Below are 18,157 nucleotides of genomic sequence, written 5' to 3'. Positions count from 1 at the left end.
TAATTATAGTATGAAATATACAGTCGCAATTATATTAATCGTTTTACAAATAACCGCCTGTCAAAAAAAGGACTTATTAACAGAAAAGCAGGGGACTGCACTTATTGTACCTACCACGCCTGGTGATATGCAGGGCCTGCTGGATAATGAAGATGTATTTGGACCTACTACTTCTTTAAATTTTATCTGTGCCGATGAATTTTATTTTACAGATGCTGCTTTAACGGGTATGAAACAAAGCATTGCGAACGCCTACCGGTATCAGCGCTTTAATTTTGAGGACGATGAGGTAGTGCCCGACTGGAACAATGCCTACACCCAGGCTTACTATACCAACAATGTGCTGGCGGGAATAAAAAAGTTACGGGGTAGCATTGATGATAAGATCTTAAATCCCCTGGAAGGAGATGCTTATTTTAAACGCAGCTTTGCGTTTTTTAATGTAGCCCAGGTATTCGCGCTGCCTTACAATGCGGCAACTGCTGCAGAGGCGACTGGTATTCCCCTCCGGCTCACTATTGATCCGGATGAAGGGTTGAAACGAAGGACTATAGAGGTTACTTATGACACAATCATAAATGATTTGTTGAAGGCTGTTGATCTGCTGCCCCCCGCTATCGACCAGCTGCATCGCAATCGAAGCTGTAAGCCTGCAGCTTATGCTTTACTGGCCCGGGTTTATTTAAGTATGGGCGCCTGGGGCCAGGCATTAAGTGCAGCGAAAAATTCATTGGCTGGATATGACTCATTGATCGATTTTAATGCAGTCATTGCGAATGCAACTTTACTTGTGAGCGCTACCAATGCAGAAACGCTTTATCAAAGCAAGATGCCAAGCGATGATGATGTGTTATATGATGCTATCGTCAATAGGCAGGCATTGGTTGAGCCAACTTTGTTGGCTTTATACAAGACGGGGGATTTGCGGCGTACCGTGTTTTTTACAAGATCCTCGACCGCCGGGTTTAAACCTGGTTATTATGGAAAAATAGAACCATTTACCGGATTGGGTGTAGCTGAATTGTATCTTATTATGGCGGAATGTCTGGCTCGTCAGGGTGATGTAAATAACGCGATGTACTATTTAAATAAATTATTAAAAAGCCGTTGGAAGGCAGGACAATATATTTCCTACACGGCAGCGTCACCCGAAGATGCGCTGAATGTAATACTCCAGGAGCGAAGAAAGGAGCTAGTCTTTCGCGGACTCAGGTATACTGATGTGCGGCGGTTAAACCAAACACCGCAATCGCATTCACTGTTACGCACAGTGCAGGGAAATACCTATGAGCTGCCGCCCAACGACTTGAAATTTGCATTACCGATACCGGAGCAGGTACTCCGGTTAAGTAAAAACAGTCAGATAAAACAAAACGAATATTGACTTTATTTTTTAGCTTTTAATTCATCACCTAATGGAGTATAAAAGCCGAAGTGACAGGGGAGATAGCCGCTCGACGGGCTTGGCTGGTAGTACGTACAGATGCCTATGCCGCCAACACAGGCATAATCTATACCTTCTTCGCCCGCAGGTACATAGGTGCCTCCAGTATACCGGTACTGGATATAGAACGAACAAATGCCATCCTGTTTATAAGAAGCATAAGCGCCCCCGATACCCACTACAATTGCAATGGATATGAAAATTACTTTCCATTTTTTCATGCTTTAAAATTTAAAATATCATAGAAAGATTTTTAAAGAAATAAAGACATTGGAATCTATGTCATAGAGTAGCAAGTGGGGACCAGATAAGTTTATCGTAAAGCATGCCTTATATAGTTACAAACAACAGTATGTCACAATTTGACAAAAGGCAATGGCAATTATTGTTGTAATAATAACATTTGACCTGATTATGGCAATGGAGTAACACGGGAATAGCAAAATGGCTTTATTCCTGTATATTAAATTTTATATAAAGTGGCAAATAAGTATTGAGTTGCTTGATAAGTACAATGGTAATTTACCTGATTAAACAGCAAATGCCAATAGGCAATAGACAAGAGCCAATAAATACATGAACGCTTGCCGATTGTCCATTGTCTATTGGTTATTCAGGTACAACAGCCCCTTTGTCAATCCACAGCTTAAACTGATTATAAAACTCGTTATAAGAGAGCGGCGGCGTGGTTCTGCCTTCACCCGGGTTCCAGGCCCACAAAACCAGGTCGGTTTTCATATGCGCTATCAGGGCCTGCAGCGATTTGCCGCCATTTTGTTTTGGGTCTTTTATTTGTAAGGCCAGCTCATGGGCTGTTTTACCCTGGAACACCATCTTCATCTCAGCAGGTGGCAAATGCCAATCGGGTACACCGGGCGGCATATTCAGCCCCGGGGTGTTTTTCGACTGGTGACAGTTGGCGCATTTCAGGGCATACAGCCCCTTGCCATCTACGCCGCGTTTTACGCCCTGTGGGTGCAAATGATTGTCGTTCCCATTCAGGGGCACATCGCCTGCCGGATGGCAGTTCATACAGCGGGGCGACATAAACACCTTGTATACCTGTAAAAAAGCATGCTGCGAAGCAATGCGGTCATTGCTGGCTTTGTTGTTTTTGCCTGTAAATGACAGAGACGCTACTGCCAAAGCAAAGAACATACATAGGATGCCGATGGTAGTTTTCATTATCATAACTTGTCCCGATTTATCGGGATTATCGAATTTGCTGATTATCACATTGTTTTCAGATCAGAAGGTTTTAATGGTAATTGACGCACGCGCTTTCCGGTAGCTGCAAATATGGCGTTGGCAACAGCAGGCGCTATAGGCGGAGTGCCCGGTTCACCGGCGCCACCCATTTTCTCGCCACTTTCCAGGATGTGCACTTCCATCAGCGGCGCTTCGTTCATGCGCAGCATTTTATAATCATGAAAATTCCGTTGCTGCACTTTCCCGTTTTCCAGCGTGATCTCGCCATACAACACCGCCGTTAATCCGAAAATGATCCCACTTTCCATTTGCGCCCGCACGCCGTCGGGGTTGATGGCGGTGCCGCAATCAACCGCACAAACCACGCGGTGTACTTTCAACTGACCCTGGTCAATGGAGATCTCGGCCACCTGCGCCACAAAACTGCCAAACGATTCATGCACGGCTATGCCCCGGAATTGACCTGCGGGTAAAGGATTGTTCCAGCCCGCTTTCTCTGCAGCCAGTTCCAGCACGCCGAGGTGCCGTTTGCTTTTCAGCAGACTGCGGCGATACACCACCGGGTCTTTGCCGGCGGCCGCAGCCAGTTCATCTATCAGCGTTTCCATTACAAACGCAGTGTGGGTATGCCCAACAGAGCGCCACCACAAAACAGTGACCGGGGTTTTGGGCGAATGCAGTTCAAAAGCATAATTGGGAATTGATTCCAGGTAGGGCGAATCGTTTACGCCTTCTACCGAAGTGGCATCTATGCCATCCTTTATCATGCCCTGAAAAGGCGTACCGGCCACTATCGACTGACCAACGATCGAATGCTGCCACGCGGCGGGCATACCATCGTTGCCCACTCCTATATTTACCTGGTGCAAAAACGCCGGCCGGTAATACCCGCCGCGAATATCATCTTCCCGCGACCACACCAGCTTTATGAATTTTCCGCTTGCCTTAGCTACCTGTACCGCTTCACTTACAAAATCGGCAGTAGGCGTGGCCCTTCTGCCAAAACCCCCGCCCAGGAACTGTACATGCAGGGTTACCTGGCTGGGTTCAAAGCCCAGGATTTTTGCCGCCGCCATTTGATCGAGCCCCGGCATTTGGGTGCCGGTCCAGATCTCGGCGCTATTACCGGTTATTTTAACCGTGCAGTTCAGGGGTTCCATGGGCGCATGCGCCAGGTAAGGGAACACATATTCTGCCGTGATCTTTTTAGTTGCTTTGCCCATCGCTTCATCAACCCTTCCGGCTTTACCGGCAGGAATGCCTTTGGTGGCAGCCAGTTTCCGGTATTCCTCAAATTGTGTGGTTGTGCCGAAGCTATTGCCGGCGCCCGGGTCCCAGTCAATTTTCAACACATCCCTTCCTTTTTTAGCCGCCCAGAAATGATCGGCTATCACAGCCACACCGGTAGGCACTTTCACTACATCCCGTACGCCTTTGATCGCTTTGGCTGCGGTGGCGTCGAAGGTTTTTACGGTTCCGCCAAAAACCGGGGAATGCGCTACTACAGCTACCAGCATATCCGGGAAGATTACATCCAGCCCGAATTTGGCTTCCCCATTGGCTTTGGCTTTTGCATCGAGGCGCCGCATGGGTTTGCCCAGGTATTGCCAGTCTTTTTTATCTTTTAACTGAACGCTTGCCGGTGGCGGCAGTTTGCTGGCAGCTTCAGCCAGTTCGCCGTAAGGGACGCGTTTGTCGCCTGCGATTACATATCCTTTTTCGGTGCGCAGGGAGGTAACGGGCACATTGAATTTATTGGCGGCTGCTGTTAACAACAAGGCTCTTGCCGTTGCACCGGCGTTGCGGTACCGGTCAAACTCCGACCAGGTAGAGCTGGAGCCGCCTGTTATCTGAATGCCATAAGCCGTGTGTACAAACGGCTGACCCGGTGGGGCGTGTTCTACAATTATTTTATTCCAGTCACAATCCAGTTCCTCAGCCATCAGCATGGGCAAGGTGGTCCATACGCCCTGACCCATTTCCACATGCGCCAGCATTATTCTGATGTTGTTATCCGGCGTAATACTCAAATAGGCGTTGGGTGCAAACAGTACATCTTCTGTACCAGCCATTTTTTCGCCCAGCCGTTTGGCGCTGGCCGGAATAAAGAACAACACCAGCAAACCGCCCGTAAGCGTGCCACTGGTTTGTAAAAAACGGCGGCGGCTGAAAGTATGAGTGCTCATTGTACACCTCCTTCTTTTTGCAGACTGGCTGCGCGGTGAATGGCTTTGCGAATACGTTGGTAAGTACCGCAGCGGCAGATATTCCCACTCATGGCATTGTCGATGTCCTGGTCGGTGGGGTTGGGGTTTTCGCGCAACAATACCGCAGCGGCCATAATCTGCCCGCTTTGGCAATAACCACATTGCGGCACATCTTCTTCGGCCCAGGCCTTTTGTAAAGGATGGCTGCTATTGGCGGATAGTCCTTCGATAGTAATTACTTTTTGATTTACCGCCCGCGAAACGGGCGTTACACAGGAGCGAACCGCTTCACCATTCAAATGCACGGTGCAGGCGCCGCATTGCGCCATACCACAACCATACTTGGTGCCCGTTAAATGCAACACATCGCGCAACACCCAAAGCAATGGCATGGCAGGTTCTACATCAACCTTATAAGATTGATTGTTCACAGTTAGAGTGATCATATAGCATTGTTATTAAGCAATACTAAATTAGGCAGGTTGCATGGACCGGCGATTGTGCTATTCAAACAATCACTTGTATATATCAAACAAAAGGTTAAAGCAGAAAGCCTAAAGCTGAAAGCAAATACAGCAGTCTTGCTTTGGGCTTTAGCCTTTTACCTTTAGGCTTTAAGCTGCCTTCTTCAATCAACTAATTGAATAATCCGCTTATACAGCTCCGCAAACTCAAACGGTTTCGTCATGTATTCGTTCATGCCTGCGTGTAAGCATTGCCATTGTTCATCTTTCATGGCTGTAGCCGTCATGGCAATGATGGGCGTGGTTAACCGCAGTTGATGGCGGATATAGTAGGTAGTGGCATAGCCATCCATTTTGGGCATCTGCAGGTCCATGATGATCAGGTCGTAGGTCTTGTTTTCCAGTAAGTGCTGCACGGCTTCCTCGCCGTTACTGGCAATGGTTACAGCGCCGCCTGCCTTGCGCAGCACAAATTCAATCAGCTTTTGATTTATTTCATTGTCCTCCGCTACCAGTACATTTTTACCGGTCAACAGGTTGTTGTATTCCTGCGTGCTGGTGGTGGCCGGTGCATCGGGCGCCTGTTTGTTGGTTAACCCGTAGGGCAGATAGAATTCAAAAGCAGAACCCTTGCCCACGGTGCTGGTTACTGAAATATCGCCGCCCTGTAATTGCAGCAATTGTTTGCAAATGGTAAGGCCCAGACCGGTTCCGCCAAAACGCCTGGTGGTATCCAGGCCGGCCTGTGAAAAGCTGTCGAAAATATAACCGATGCTTTCTTCGGGAATGCCTACGCCGGTATCTGTTACGTTGAAGCGAACGACTGTGGTGTCGGCGGTTTGTTCCTGTACCTGCACCCCGATCTTTATAATACCCTTATTGGTGAACTTGATGGCATTGCTCAGCAGGTTGTTCAATACCTGGTTCAACCGGTGCGGATCGCCAATAACACAATCCGGAATAGTTGGGTCGATGGCAATTTGCAATTGCAGTCCTTTTGAGCGCAACGAATGCGCAAAAAGCGACTGCGTACTGTTCAATACCTCGCGAATGCTGAAGTCGATCTTTTCAATATGTAATTTGCCGGCTTTTATTTTTGAGAAATCGAGGATGTCGTTGATCACCACCAGCAGTGTATTGATGGAGCGTTTTATCATGCCGGCCATGTCAAGCTGTTTGTCTGACAGCGGGGTTTCCAGCAACAGATCGGTCATACCCTTGATGCCGTTCATGGGCGTTCTTATTTCATGGCTCATATTGGCCAGGAATTGTTCCTGCATTTTGCGGGCCTGTTGCGCTTCTGCAATGGCTGCAATCAGCTTTTTCTGGGTGGTTTTATGCTGGGTGATGTCTTTGTTTACCATTAGCAGGATGATCACCACAAAAAGAAACGCGCCCACGCGGCCCAGGATCAGCACAATGGCCACATGCTGATTTACCAGCACATTGGCATCCTTTCTGGCAGTGAGTAATTGCTTTTCCTCGTCGAGCATGTAATGCAATAATTGCCTGATCTCACCGGCGGGTCTTTTGGCGGCAATGTATTCCCGCAGGGTGGGCAGGGCGGGCTGGAGGTCCTTGTTTTCCCGGGTCACTTTTTCCAGCGAATCGAGCAGGTTATCAGGCACAGTTCCCGTTTCAAATATGGCGGTAATAGCCATTTGAAGCACTTCAATGGTCTCATAAGTCTGATTGATGACGGAATTGCTTTTTTCGATATTCTTTTTACCGGAATAGATAAAACCGCTTGCTATGCCAAGTGAAACAACCGAAAATAGAATTAACCACGTTATCTTTCTATGTATAACAATGCTACGCTTCAAAATTAACCAACGGGTTTAAACCATTCCCCGGTGCAGCAGGAATGGCGCCTTATTATAAATGCAGTTTTTTTGAATTTATTATCCGTTTTGCGAAAAAACTGCAACAAGCTGCAATATAGCTAAAGGCGAGTGGGTAGCGAAGCGTTTTATTGTACGAAAGGCGGGTTTATTATTAAATTGATCCGGATTATTGTTAAGGTGAGCGGTGAATGGTGAGTGGGCCTCCGAATGTTCGGACGTTTAAATAATCGCGAGCTCACTCACCACTCACTACTGACTATTAAGTTTAGAACTTAAAAGCCACACCCAAAGTCAAATAAGACACCCCATAACCCAGTTCGGCAAAAGCGCCAATATTGTCTGTGAACAAATAGCGGCCACCAACAAAAGCGGAGAGCCCCAGGTTGCTGCCATAACTGCCGCTTCCCTTGAAAGTAGACGTGCCGCTGTTATCGCTGTATTTATAACTAAGGATGTTGTAGGATAACATCAGGCCGCCGTATACATCAAACTTTTCGTTGTTGAGGGCATTGTAATGGTAGGCGCTGCGCACCCCAATTACGGTGTAGTTCCATTTTTCATCGAAGTGGTAAGCGCCGGAACTGCCGGAATATTTGTAACTCTTGATACCCGCATAACCGCCCAGGCTTATTACGCCGGGACCGCCCACTTCCCAAATACCTCTTTCATACTGAACACTGAGGCCGGGTGTTTGGGAACCATAGGTGTAGCTGCCGAAGTGACCGCCCAGGCCTACGCCGGCGCTGACAACGTTTGTACCTTTTTCAAAGAACTGTGCGTGTGTAGTTGTTGCGGAGATTGTTGCAATAAACAGCACTAAAGCTATTTTTTTCATGACCGTTATTGATTTAAAAATATGGGCAAAATTATAAACGCATTAAAGTGCCGCATATACCGGTGGTTGAGTAATTCTGTCTACTGGTTTTCCGGTATTTTTACCCAGATACTTGAGCGCACCTGTGTATTCTGTTATTTTTGAAGTTTAATCGAACGGCAAACGAACACCAGCAATGAGAAAGACCCTATACTCGCTTCTGTTACTCTTTTTTATAGTGCCCATTTGCAGCGCACAGCTTGTTTATACGTTGGATGATGATGCCGCCTATGTGGCGAAGAAGGAAAAAGAAGCGGCGGCGCTTACGGTAGACAGCGCCAAAGCCTTTGCCTACCTTAAACTATCATCTGTTTGCCGGCTCATTGGCGATACGGCAAAAATCAGGGATTACCTCAACCGCGGAATTGCCTTAAGCAAACCACATTCTTTTGCAGAAGCGGCCTCCTGGTTTTATAAAGCCCAAACCCTGTATGCCAGTGGAAATATTGCCGCCATTGAAGCTACGCTGCTGAAAGGCGATACCGCCCTGCAGGCTTTTACCGGCAAGGAGGCATACAAAGTGCGCGGCTATGGGCTGCATGCCTATGGCACACTGCAACAAATGAAGGGCGATGAAAAAGCCGCCATGGATGTTTTTGTAAACAAAGCCCTGCCCGTAGCCAAACAATCGGAAGATGATTTCCTGATAGGTAATGTAGAGAAAGCCATTGCCACCGTGTTTATGAATGCCGACCGGCGCGAGGATGCAGCGCAGTACCTGATGCGCGCTATCGATCACATCGAACGGTCCACTATAGACAATGCCATCCGCATTGAAACGGTGGTGGAAGTGAATGTATATGCTGCCGAGAACTATGTGTATGGGCATAAACTCGATTCTGCAAAGATCTATCTCGACAAAGCCGCCCGCATCCTAGCGCCTAAACCCAACTCCAACCTGTACCTGACTTACTATTATGCCGAAGGCGCCTATTTCGACCGCCGCAAACAATACGGTGCGGCCGTTGCCAGTTTCGATAAAGGGATTGCCCTGGGAAAAAACGAACCCCGTGCTGCGTATGCCATTAAACGCTTAATGATCGCCAAATACAAAGCCCTGCTCAGCAATAAGGACTATAAGGCCGCACTGGTCGTAATGCAGGAGGTGGTAAACAATCCGCTGGTAATAGTTACCGATAAACGCATCTATTATAAAGACCTTGCCGAAACTTATGCCATTACAGGCAATAAATCAGCCGCATATGACTGGGCGTCTAAATACATTGCACTCAGCGATAGTTTATACGACGCCAAATTCCAGAATGATATTATTGAACTGGAGAAGAAATACAACAACGCCGAGAACCAGAAAAAGATCATGCTGTTGCAGGCGGCCAAAGAAAAAGCCGATCTGAAAGGACGCAACAACCAGTTGCTGGCCTTTTTATTTGCAGGCTTTAGTATTTTCCTGCTGGCCCTGGCCGTACTGGGCTGGTTGTATTACCGCAATAGCCGTAAACTCGTTGCGCAAAAAGAACTGAGTCATCAGCAGGAGTTGGCAGCTGTCAGTCAGCAGCAACAGTTAAAGCTGGCTGCAGCGTTGTTACAGGGCGAAGAGCGCGAACGCAAACGGCTGGCCGGCGATCTGCACGATGGATTGGGGGGCATGCTGGCGGGTGTTAAGATCAACCTGTCGAGGTTATCACCCACCACCACTGAAGACGCGATCGCCAAAGACCTGCCGGTGATCATTAACCAGCTCGACAGATCGGTAAATGAATTACGCCGGATTGCGCGGAATATGATGCCCGAGTCGTTGGTAAGCTCAGGATTGGAAATAGCCCTGAAAGAAATTTGCGAGAGCTTTACGGCGCCCAACCTGCAGGTAGATTTTCAGGCGTACAATGTTGAAAAGAATATAGCACAGGACATGCAGGTGACCATTTTTCGGATTGTGCAGGAATTGCTCACCAATGCGGTGCGGCATGCCGGCGCTACGGCCATCCTGGTGCAATGCAGTCAGAATGAAAATACGTTTTACATTACCATTGAAGACAATGGCAAAGGCTTTAAAACCGGTCAGATAGATGTGGCCAAGGGCATAGGGTTAACCAATGTAAAGAACCGGGTCGGTTACCTGAAGGGCAACCTCGAAATAGAATCATCGCCCGGTGCAGGCACCACTATAAATATTGAATTCCATGTTGGCTGATAAGAAAAAGATAACCATTGCTATAGTAGATGATCACCCGATTGTGCTGGAGGGCCTGCAAAAAGTATTGATGCAGGCGTACGATTATGTAAGCACCATTTGCTTTAGTACCGGCGGCGAGTTCCTGAACTTTATAAAGAAAGCCGGCACGGGTACCGACATTGTATTGATAGACATCACCCTGCCCGATATCAACGGCATCGATCTGTGCCGCGAAGTAAAAATATTGTCGGCCGGTACCTGCGTGCTGGCCTTCAGCAACCACAACGAACGCAGCACCATTATGCGCATGTTGCAGAATGGGGCCAGCGGGTACCTGCTTAAAAACTGTTCAGCCGATGAAGTGGTGAGCTGCATCAATGAAGCGCTGGCCGGACAGGTGGCGTTAAGCCGCGAAGCCAAAGAGATCATGGCCCGGCCCTCGGCCCGCGACTGGCAGGTATTGCCCGCGCTCACCAAACGCGAAAAGGAAGTGTTGAAGCTGGTAGCCGACGGACAAACCAGTGCAGCCATTGCGGGACAGCTGCATGTAAGTCCGCTTACGGTTGAGACCCATCGCCGCAACCTGATGCAGAAATTCAATGTTAAAAGTATGGCGGCAGCAGTTAAACAGGCCATGGAAATGGGATTATTGGGCTAAAAAAGCAAGGAAAGCGGGCAAAGGAATGGTAAATTCGCAGGAGCCTTCCCTAAAGCCTTTTTTATGCAGGAAAATAACCTCATCAGGTCGTTACAGTACCTGGAAGATGCAGGCAGGAATATGTTAACAGAAGTGCGGAGCCGGAACCGCAACCTGAGCACCCATGATGGCGAATTTGACAGCTGGTGGAAGTTTTACCGGGAACTCACTCCGCAGCTGATTGATTTTGCAGCGCAGCAAAACAATGAGCACATCAATGCGCTGGTGGCAAAATACCAGCAGCATCTTACTTCACTCGATAATACCCGCCCCACGGCAGATCACACCTCCTTTAAAACGCTGTTGTCAAAAATGTTTGGCAGCTCCAATTCGCTGAGCCGGTACCAACAGGTTTTGTTGCTGGAAGATATCAGTAACAATATAGGTAACCTGTTGTACCAGGTGAAGATCAATGCGGAGTAACGCAGTTATCCGCCAAATTCACACACTTATAACCCAAAACAGCACGGTTGTGAAAAAGAATTGATAAAGCTTTTATTTATGCGCGGGATTGGTTATCATCGGGGTTATAAGAAGTTTTGATGAATAAAAAGTTGCTTTTAAGGGTGATCTGATTGGGGTCATAGAAAAAGAACCGGCTGTTGACAGGTATGAACTTCTTTTTTCGCTTATTAAGGATAGAAAGATTTTGTTTTGGGATGATCAGATAAAATTCCTGAAGCGGCTTCGGTAAATAACAATCCTATATAGTCTTTCGATAACTATGAAAACATTTATCATAAATTGTATTTTTCTGATTGCAGGTTATAATGGTTTTACCCAGGACAGTCTTTGGAAAAAGGAAGTTTTTTCTGAGATAGAGTTGTATAATAAGGACAGTTTTTCAGTTGAGCATTATAGACAGTTACCAAAGTATATCCGAAATTATTTAGACCAGAAGGCTGGGAGAAAGTTCAGGCTGGCGACGAAGAAATATAATGCCACAGATAACCTGTCGCCCTTTTTATTAAATAGGAAATTACTGTTTATTGGTGGCTCCTCCAGTATATACATGCTGGGTTATGAGCATGGGGGAGCTGGACATCATATTCATGTTTTGCTCTTTAAAACAGCTGCAGGAAAAGTGCAGCATGTCTACAATTTATTTGGTGCAAAAATGCTTGGGCTAAATGATATTAAGAGAAATGTTGAGGAGAATTATTATTATTTTGAGGAGAACGTTCATTTTTGAGGCGAAAACGATGCTAAATCTGAATTTATTAAGACCCTAAAAACTATCAGATGATCGATCAGTCAAATGCCGAACTTTTTTTGGAATTAACTACATATTTTCAAGAAAGGTTACTTTGAAGTATTAGAGTGCTGCCTGCCAGAAAATTATAAGAATGAAAAAAATATTAGTATTTCTGTTGTTATTGCCTCTTTTGGCATTTAAATGTCATAGGGTGAAGAATTATATTGAAGTTGAAAATCAGCTCAATCAGAATGTATTTTGTTTACCCGGATTTAACTACCCTGATACCTCACTTGTTCAATTTGATAGACATGATATTCTGGCAAACGATGCTGTTTTCTTTGTTAAATCAGCACAAAAACAAAGATTATTCTATGAATATCTTTGTGTTAAATCCGCGTGGAGACAATGTATGGCAAAAGATACTTTGCTGGTTTTTGTTATTGCAGAAAAGACAATGAGGGATTCAAGCTGGAGTTCTATTAATTCCAATAATCTTTATCTGAGAAGGTTGGTGTATTCCTATGATGATATTTTAAATAACGGTTCCAAAATAACGATCAAATAGTGCCTCGTTTACCTTTGAAGATAAAAACAATTGTTTTTTGCCTGACTGCAGGGTTAGCCCTATCCTTCTGTAATAACCAAAAGCGTCTCATGAGAATAGCGAAAAAGGAGATGGACCCACGTAAATGGGTTAAACCTGTTGCGCTTTATCTGGATTTTAACGCAGAAAGACATATGAAAGTGTATTCAGATTCATTGAATAATTTAACTAATGAAGCGGCTTTACCCTCTTTTATATTTGATGAATGTTTTGATTATAAGCCAATGTTGTGGCCTGATATGCATCATGCTATTTCTTTGCGACAAATGGTCGTAAATAAGGTTACCAATAGGTTAGCTATTCAAAGGATCTTACAGGATGATAATCCTTTATTGCATAAAGTATGTGATGCAGAAGGTGAGATTGAAGTGCCTGATGGCGACAAATCATTTTATGAATTATTCTGGCTGCGATACGCTGAGTTGCAAGAGGAGAAAGAGATTGGAAGAGAGTAATTTCTCCACTTCAAAGCATTATTGCTGCTGAAACAGCTATATTTAATATTGCAAAACACATCGGGGGACTTCCGCTGAATTCCAATGGAAAGCGAATTGACGACCCGTTCCATTTTGGGGCAGCCTTTCTTTTTCTCCCAACACACCTGTCCCCCAATTCCACACACTTATTGCTAAACGTCACCTAGCATATCTTTTTTGATAATTGGTGTATCGTTTTTACCACTTCGTGACTAAATCTTTCTGATTTATGTAATAAAATAAATATATTTTATCAGGATAATATTATCTTTGTCCGAACCCTTAAAGAACCCGACCACATGAGAAAAGTATATTTAAACGTACTTGCTGTATTTCAATTCATTCCGCCATTTAAACAAGGTACTCTCTCAAGGTACCACAGGCGCTGATTTCCCAATTCTCTTTTTCTTTTTTCAATAATAGATAGTTACGCTATGAAAATTGTCATTGCTATATTGACATTTGCCTTATTGTCACATGTTGTTAGTGCGCAAAATTCCTTTCAAAACCTGGTTAACGTAAGTACGGTGTCTCCGGATGTTGCCAGTTTGGGCAAGTTTGGAAATGTGCCGGTAAGTTATTCAACCGGCGTTCCGGCGATTACGATTCCCATTTATGAAATTAACATTGGAAAGATCAAATTACCTGTTTCATTTGATTACCATGCCGGCGGTATTCGTGTAGACGAAATATCGTCGAGTGTTGGACTGGGTTGGGCTTTAAATGGCGTTGGCGCCATTTCCAGGAACATGGTAGGGCAGCCGGATGAAAGCCCCGCCGGATATTTGAATTCTCCGGATTTCGATTCCCTTTACAACTGGCAAACAGGTGCAGATTATGGCACTGGCATTGCAAATAAATATTCCCAATATCTGATATATCTGTCGATGTATCATGAAAATGAAACAGAGCCCGATGTTTTTTCCTATTCATTAAATGGACAAAGTGGAAAATTCATTTTCAAAAAGGATGGCTCTATTATGCAGATTCCAAGAACCAATAACCGGATAATCAAAAATGGGAATGATTTTACGATTATTGATGAAAATGGAGTGCAATATATCTTCGATAAAAAGGAGCGTACAAGTTATGTAGGCGCCTCTGCTTCACCTGATTATTTCAGTACCTGGCGATTGTCAATGATAATAGATCAAAATGGCACCGATACAATTAGTTTTAAGTATGAAACTGCCTGTGATGTGAATGTAAGCCATTATGAAAATTTTGGGTACACGCTGGGATATGGGGCAAATTGTGAAGGTAGTGATGCTGTTTCTTATTTTGGGCCAACCTATTCAAGGAGTACAGTTTACCACAACGATCAATTATATCCAAATGAGATAAGCTGGCGGGGTGGTAAAATAACTTTGAGTTATACATGTGGCAGACAGGATAAGGCGTCTGAAAAAAGGCTTGATGAAGTAAGTGTTTATTCCAATCAAAATGACCAGCTGAAACTGGTAAAAAAAATAAAGCTTTATCAGTCCTATTTTTTCAGTGATCCAATTCCTTATGGCACGGTTGATGAAAAAAATTACCGCTTAAGACTAGATTCGGTTGGCTTTATGTCTACCCTGGATGCACAGAAGTATTGTTATAGAATGACCTATAATTCCAGTCAGCCGATGGCCCCCCGGGAATCTTATGCACAGGATAAATGGGGTTTTAATAACGGCCAGGTTGGCAATTCTTCCCTGATGCCTACCCAAACCGTTTTGTATAATGGAGCGTATTACACTATAGGGGCGGCGAACCGGGAGCCTGACGCAGCGGCTATGCAGGCTTGTAATATCAATTCAATTGAATATCCTACCAGGGGAAAGACCGTATTTGAATTTGAACCCCATCAATATAATTCTCACATTGATTACACGGAGAACAAAGCAGTGCATTGCGATGCATATGGCGGGGTGCAGCAAACCAATACAGCAACTTTTACGGCAGCTGAAAATACAACAGGGTATAGCTTTAATATATACATCAGCAGTTATAATTACCCCAACGTAACAGACCGGCCAAGAGTAAGGATCACTGATTTGACCACCAGTCAGCAAATTTTATTTGCATCCAATTCGGATGCTTACCATAGTTACAGTTCCGGTACGTTGGTTCTTAATGTAATAACAGGGCATACCTATTCTATTGTAACCGATATTTATACCACCAACTCAAATGTTATTGCCACGGCAACAGTTTCATGGGTGCAAACTTATACGAATGTTCCTGTTCAGCCCATTGGTGGAGGATTGAGGGTGAAAACTGTGACCAATTATGATATCAATGGGGAGTTTGTCAATAAGGATATATACAAGTATGGAGTAGGTGAAGATGGAATCGGGAAATTGCTTACAGAAGCGAATTATTTACTGGTTAATTATGAAAATGTACGCTGGAGATGTGGGAACAATTATAATTCCAGTTCCTGTTATTATGTTGATTCGTATGGTGCAGATGGTACTATCTATCATGCCAATAGTGTTTATCCGGCCAGCCAGTTTGGTGGCAGCCCGGTACTTTACAGCAGTGTAACCAAATACCAGGTTAACGCATCGGGAAACGCAATAAATGGTAAAAGTGATTTTGGATATGAAATTTTTGAAGACGGGCCCGGTTATGCATCGAGCGATTATGGGAGAGTAGGTGTTCTGCTTATTCAGAATGAATGGAAAAATGGGTTTCCTGGCTGGCAGCATGATTATAAATACAACAGCGTTACTAATGGTTATGACCTGATTCATTCAAAACGAAATATATACCAGGTTCAGCGGGCTGATACAATGATGGGGCTTAAAGTAACTACCAGAATACTTTTTACAGGAGGATGTTATACTTCCTCTGATATTCCCTGGGCGAAAAATGGTTTTACCCTCATTCGCCTTCCTGTTTATTCCGGCGCTATGCTGTTGCAATCCACATCAGATACCACCTGGGATGATAATAATAATCAACTGGTGACAGGGAAGAATTATTATTATAATGATGATAGGCACACGTTCGTTACCAGTTCACAGGAATATAATAGCAAGGGTGAGATTCTTACAGATAATTTTCAATATCCCTACGATTTTTCTTCTTCCGGTAATGTTTACCAGGGAATGATTGACCGGAATATTGTTTCTCCGGTTGTTTCGGAACAGAAATTATTGAGCGGGGTTCAACAATCCCTTACTACCATACATTATACTGATTGGTTTGGAAATACAAAATTGCTGCAACCTCAAAATGTAGATGTGCAGGTCAAAAGCAGTCCTGTTGAAACAAAAGTCCGGTTCAACAGGTTTGATGAGTATGGTAATATTCTGCAGCAACAAAAGGAAAATGATATTTTTCAAACTTTTATTTGGGATTACCAGTCTGTTTACCCGGTTGCCCAATGCAGTAATGCCGATTATAACTCAATAGCATATACCTCGTTTGAGGCCGATGGAACGGGGAACTGGGATATTGGCAGTGTTACCCGTGCAACCAATGGAGTAACGGGGGGCAAAAGTTATTCCCTGTTAAATGGGGCTATCCAAAAATCCGGATTAAATACCGCGGCGGTATATCTTGTTTCCTATTGGAGCAATGGCGGCTCTTACTCAGTAACCGGTAATACAGGGAGTATTGTACAGGGTAGAACTATTACGGTTAATGGTGTTAGGTGGACTTATTATCAGCACCAGGTTACAGGGCAGGCCACTGTAACTATTACAGGCAATGGAGGTATAGACGAACTGCGCCTCCATCCTAAAGAAGCTAAAATGTCAACCTTTACCTATGAACCGTTAACAGGCATGACCAGCAAATGCGATGAGCGGGGGTATATTACCTACTTTGAATATGATGGTTTTGGCAGGGTAAGTTTAATAAGAGATGAGAACGCGAATATTCTGAGAAAGTTCTGCTATAGTTATGTTGGTCAGCAAAGTAGTTGTGATCTTGCCGGTAACGCAGCAAAAACCAAAATATTTACAAAAAGTGGTTGTGATGGTACCGCAGGATTAATCGGGACCTCTGTTACTTATACAGTTCCTGCCAACACTTATTTTGGTCCTAATGCCGATGTACTGGCTCAAAATGATCTTGATGCAAACGGGCAGGCCAATGCAGATAAAAACGGGTCGTGTGTGGTTGTTTACCATAACGTAGTAAAGAGCAGGACGTTTACAAAAGATAATTGCACCTTGAATGGCGCACCTTCTTCTGTTACTTATACAGTTCCTGCCGGCATGTATGCTGCATCCAGCCAGCAAGCCGCAGATCAGTTAGCCCAAAACGATCTTGATGCCAAAGGGCAGGCCTATGCCGATAGCATTGGTTATTGTACCTGGTACAACGACCGGTTGGTTACTTCGTATCAAAAGAACTGTACCCCCGGTGGCAGTGGCAGTGTTGTAAACTACATTGTTCCTCAGGGTGCCTATTCTTCAACCATCAGTGCTTCCGATGCAAACAATAAAGCAACAAACGATGCGAATGCAAACGGCCAGAACTATGCCAATGCAAATGGTGTGTGCTTCTGGAATAGTGGAGAAATGTCCATTAATTTCCAGAAAAACGATTGCGGGAGCGGCAGCTCCGGTACCCAGGTCACTTATGTTGTTCCGGCAAACAGGTACAGTTCAACCATAAGTCAGGAAGATGCCGATGCGCAGGCCGAAGAAGATCTCTATGACAACGGACAGGAATATGCTAATGAAAACGGTTCCTGTGAGTTAAATACCATAAACGTTCTGTATACCAATTCCGGCGAACGGGATGTTGACGTATGGTTTTACAATAACACCACCGATGAAGGTTTTTATTTTAACATTCGACCGTATGCAAGTGATGTTCCGCTTGCCATAACCCCGGGGACGTATGATATCATTTTTTGGCCTGATGACTCAGGCCGCAATTCCCATTCTTTCTCTGCGGGATGTAATTATTGGGCCAATGGTTATAATGTCATTACGATTTATGGAGTTCCCTTTACGGCAGATCAATACGGGTCCTGTAACACCGTTTATTCGGATTAGTGAACC

Annotated in this window: 14 protein-coding genes; 8 read left to right on the top strand and 6 right to left on the bottom strand. The window is 44.8% G+C overall.

Annotation, left to right across the window (positions count from 1 at the left end; translation table 11 throughout):
• The first annotated feature begins 10 nt into the window (after positions 1-10).
• A complete protein-coding gene (locus NIAKO_RS15105) occupies positions 11-1,384 on the top strand; it encodes a RagB/SusD family nutrient uptake outer membrane protein (protein ID WP_014219317.1) in 1,374 nt (457 codons plus the stop codon).
• Between the two features lie 2 nt (positions 1,385-1,386).
• Here the strand turns inward: NIAKO_RS15105 and NIAKO_RS15100 are convergent, their stop codons facing one another.
• From NIAKO_RS15100 to NIAKO_RS36795, 6 genes are all read right to left on the bottom strand, one after another.
• Positions 1,387-1,665: a hypothetical protein gene (locus NIAKO_RS15100; RefSeq protein WP_014219316.1), complete on the bottom strand. Its 279-nt coding sequence runs from the start codon at positions 1,663-1,665 to the stop codon at positions 1,387-1,389.
• A gap of 388 nt (positions 1,666-2,053) precedes the next feature.
• On the bottom strand, positions 2,054-2,629 hold the full coding sequence (locus NIAKO_RS15095) for a hypothetical protein (protein ID WP_133055271.1): 576 nt from the start codon (positions 2,627-2,629) through the stop codon (positions 2,054-2,056).
• A 47-nt stretch (positions 2,630-2,676) separates the two neighbouring features.
• The gene (locus NIAKO_RS15090; protein ID WP_014219314.1) at positions 2,677-4,839 is read right to left on the bottom strand and encodes a xanthine dehydrogenase family protein molybdopterin-binding subunit; all 2,163 of its coding nucleotides are present in this window, start codon (positions 4,837-4,839) and stop codon (positions 2,677-2,679) included.
• Positions 4,836-5,306 carry a (2Fe-2S)-binding protein gene (locus NIAKO_RS15085; protein ID WP_014219313.1) on the bottom strand — a complete coding sequence of 157 codons (471 nt, stop codon included), beginning with the start codon at positions 5,304-5,306 and terminating at the stop codon, positions 4,836-4,838. Before NIAKO_RS15085 ends, NIAKO_RS15090 begins: the two co-directional genes overlap by 4 nt.
• A 182-nt stretch (positions 5,307-5,488) precedes the next feature.
• A complete protein-coding gene (locus NIAKO_RS15080; protein WP_014219312.1) occupies positions 5,489-7,147 on the bottom strand; it encodes an ATP-binding protein in 1,659 nt (552 codons plus the stop codon).
• 286 nt (positions 7,148-7,433) lie between these two features.
• Positions 7,434-8,003, bottom strand: a complete 570-nt coding sequence (locus NIAKO_RS36795) for a hypothetical protein (RefSeq protein ID WP_014219311.1) — start codon at positions 8,001-8,003, stop codon at positions 7,434-7,436.
• 175 nt (positions 8,004-8,178) lie between these two features.
• Between NIAKO_RS36795 and NIAKO_RS15070 the strand changes: the two genes are divergently transcribed.
• The 7 genes from NIAKO_RS15070 to NIAKO_RS15040 all read left to right on the top strand — a co-directional run bounded on the left by NIAKO_RS15070 (position 8,179) and on the right by NIAKO_RS15040 (position 18,151).
• A complete protein-coding gene (locus tag NIAKO_RS15070) occupies positions 8,179-10,194 on the top strand; it encodes a tetratricopeptide repeat-containing sensor histidine kinase (protein ID WP_014219310.1) in 2,016 nt (671 codons plus the stop codon).
• Positions 10,184-10,834: a response regulator transcription factor gene (locus NIAKO_RS15065; protein ID WP_014219309.1), complete on the top strand. Its 651-nt coding sequence runs from the start codon at positions 10,184-10,186 to the stop codon at positions 10,832-10,834. Before NIAKO_RS15070 ends, NIAKO_RS15065 begins: the two co-directional genes overlap by 11 nt.
• A 63-nt stretch (positions 10,835-10,897) precedes the next feature.
• Positions 10,898-11,296 (top strand): hypothetical protein, encoded by a 399-nt coding sequence (locus tag NIAKO_RS15060; RefSeq protein WP_014219308.1) that lies wholly within the window; start codon positions 10,898-10,900, stop codon positions 11,294-11,296.
• Positions 11,297-11,597: 301 nt separating this feature from the next.
• Positions 11,598-12,065 carry a hypothetical protein gene (locus NIAKO_RS15055; RefSeq protein ID WP_014219307.1) on the top strand — a complete coding sequence of 156 codons (468 nt, stop codon included), beginning with the start codon at positions 11,598-11,600 and terminating at the stop codon, positions 12,063-12,065.
• A 154-nt stretch (positions 12,066-12,219) separates the two neighbouring features.
• Positions 12,220-12,636 (top strand): hypothetical protein, encoded by a 417-nt coding sequence (locus tag NIAKO_RS15050; RefSeq protein WP_014219306.1) that lies wholly within the window; start codon positions 12,220-12,222, stop codon positions 12,634-12,636.
• A gap of 89 nt (positions 12,637-12,725) precedes the next feature.
• Positions 12,726-13,130: a hypothetical protein gene (locus NIAKO_RS15045; RefSeq protein ID WP_014219305.1), complete on the top strand. Its 405-nt coding sequence runs from the start codon at positions 12,726-12,728 to the stop codon at positions 13,128-13,130.
• A 455-nt stretch (positions 13,131-13,585) separates the two neighbouring features.
• Positions 13,586-18,151, top strand: coding sequence for a DUF5977 domain-containing protein (locus tag NIAKO_RS15040; protein ID WP_014219304.1), 4,566 nt, complete (start codon positions 13,586-13,588; stop codon positions 18,149-18,151).
• Positions 18,152-18,157 lie beyond the last annotated feature (6 nt).

This window comes from Niastella koreensis GR20-10 (assembly GCF_000246855.1).
Classification (GTDB): domain Bacteria; phylum Bacteroidota; class Bacteroidia; order Chitinophagales; family Chitinophagaceae; genus Niastella; species Niastella koreensis.
Note: the sequence above shows the minus strand (reverse complement) of the source record. Positions and strands in the feature narration are given on the sequence as shown.